Genomic DNA, 1,307 nt, shown 5'->3' on the forward strand with positions numbered 1-1,307 from the left:
TTGCCGTGGGTACGCCGCCCGGTCGCGGCGTCGATCGCGGCGTAGGTGAGCCGCCCGTCCGGCTGCACCCCGTACACCGAGACCCTGCCCTGGGGCAGCGGCGCTTCGTCGACGATCCTGCGGTACTTCACGGGGGTGTAGTCGTTGACGATGCTCGACCACGACTCTTCCCCGCGCTGGCCGTGTGAGTTGGCCGCGGGGCCCTTGGCCCAGTCGTTCTCCCACCCGTTGGAGTCGGGATCGCCGGTCCCGTTGAGGGAGTAGGTCCACGCGCCCTTGGTGTGGTCGGCCGGGTCCTTCCAGCGCGCGAAGAGCTCCATGTGCCCTCCGCGGAGAATCGCGTCCCCGGGAAGGAGACTGTGCGCGCTCGGCAGGGGGATGATGTCGGGGGAGTCGAGGAAATCATACGTACTGTTTCCTCCCTTGCCGGCGTTCGCGGTCATGTGCCACGCCATGGACACGAGTCCGGAGCAGTCCGGGCCGTACCGGTTGTCGCCCTCCACGTCCGTGATCAACGTGCCGGAGTCCCGCGTCTTGTTGTACCTGACATTGCGGTCGACCCAGTTCTGCGCGCGGGAGAGCACCTCGGCGCGGGTGATCGTGCCGTTGGGCACGCTCTCGGCCTGCGCCGGCGCCACCTTGCGGGCGGCGTCCACCGCGGTGAGTCCGAACGCCGCCGCCGCGACAGCGCAGACAACGGCTAACGAGCGGCGAAGCGTGAATATGACCATCGGTCTTTCCTCCATTCGCTGGGCGATTTCCTTCCCGCAGCAAACTGCCACCCCCGGCTGTATTTGATCTGTAACGCGCCTTCAAGACCGCGGCCCGGGAAATCCGGTACGCCGGCCGCGGGATCGTTCAGCGACGGGCCGGAAGCGTGGGATGGCGCGCGGATTTCGGCGCGGATCGCCCCTGACCTGGTAAGAGTGCGCTGCCAGGAAATGAAGGGAACGGGTTTGGGCCTGATTGAAGGTGAATTTTCAGCGGCCTGGTGAAGACTTCTGATCGTCTGCTCCCGGGAACACGACCGGCCGGCGGAGACCAAATCCCCAACCATTTTCGCTCGTCTACTGGAGGAGCCTCATGTCCAGAATCACCGCTTTACGACTCGGCGCCGGCGCCATGGTCCTGGCCGCCTGCGGCCTGGTCGCCACGGCGAGCCCGGCGATGGCCGCGCCCGCCCTGCAGTTGCCCTTCCCGTGCGGCCAGCAGTGGCGGCTGGACACCTGGGCGCACGCGCCCGCGCTCGACATGGTGAAGGAGCCCGACCAGCACGGCACCGACGGCGCCACGCTGGTCGCCCCCGC

Annotated in this window: 1 protein-coding gene and 1 pseudogene; one reads left to right on the forward strand and one right to left on the reverse strand. The window is 67.9% G+C overall.

Annotation, left to right across the window (positions count from 1 at the left end; translation table 11 throughout):
• On the reverse strand, window positions 1-731 hold a 731-nt coding region (locus tag BLS95_RS53805), incomplete at its 3' end, for a hypothetical protein (protein ID WP_218136470.1).
• Window positions 732-1,083: 352 nt separating this feature from the next.
• On the opposite strand from BLS95_RS53805, the pseudogene BLS95_RS53810 reads away from it, so the two are divergent.
• A pseudogene (locus tag BLS95_RS53810) lies at window positions 1,084-1,307 on the forward strand (hypothetical protein); the annotation flags it as partial.

The sequence above is a fragment of the Nonomuraea jiangxiensis genome (assembly GCF_900099965.1).
Lineage (GTDB): Bacteria > Actinomycetota > Actinomycetes > Streptosporangiales > Streptosporangiaceae > Nonomuraea > Nonomuraea jiangxiensis.